At 44.1% G+C, this 692-nt stretch carries 1 protein-coding gene; it reads left to right on the top strand.

Annotated elements, in window-relative coordinates; genetic code table 11:
- The coding region (locus P5674_RS25515; protein WP_315643370.1) for a group II intron maturase-specific domain-containing protein at positions 1 to 605 on the top strand (605 nt) is incomplete at its 5' end.
- Between the last annotated feature and the right edge of the window lie 87 nt (positions 606 to 692).

Raw genomic sequence — 692 nt, 5'->3', positions numbered from 1 at the left:
ATAAAACAGCACCTCAGTCAGCCCTGATTAGTAAACTAAACCCGATTATTCGGGGATGGTCAAACTATTATTCAGCGGTAGTCTCAGCAGAGACCTTCACTAAACTAGACAATATAATCTGGCAAATGTTACGGGCATGGACAGTATCAAGATGCGGAGAGGCAAGCCATGATAAGCTTAGAAACTATTTCAGAAATGGAACGGTTAAACTTAGCAATGGGAAAGAAAGACATGAATCTTGGTTATTCAAGACCAATGATGGATTCCAACTATGGAAACATAACTGGACTCCGATTGTCAGACACACCCTAATACGCCCCGACGCAACACCATATGACGGAAATTGGACTTATTGGGCAACCAGGAAAGGACAAGCAATCGACACGCCAATTAGGGTAGCAAAATTACTCAAAAAGCAAAAAGGTAGATGTACCTGGTGTGGGCAATACTTTACCCCATCAGAATTAGTTGAGGTAGACCACATTGTACCTAGAAGTCAAGGCGGAAAGGATGAATACAAAAATCTTCAACTGCTACATCGCCACACCCGCGATGATAAGACGGCGCTCGATAATGCCAACGCTGTGTCCATAACAATGGAATAGTCAGACTAGGAGCCGTATGAGGTGAAAGTCTCATGTACGGTTCTGAATGGGAGGGGATGGAGGTGACTCCATTCTCGACCCCTAATC

The sequence above is a fragment of the Limnospira sp. PMC 289.06 genome (genome assembly GCF_032350395.1).
GTDB classification, from domain to species: Bacteria; Cyanobacteriota; Cyanobacteriia; order Cyanobacteriales; family Microcoleaceae; genus Limnospira; species Limnospira platensis.
The sequence above is the reverse complement of the archived record's forward strand: the minus strand, read 5'-3'. Positions and strand labels throughout refer to the sequence as shown.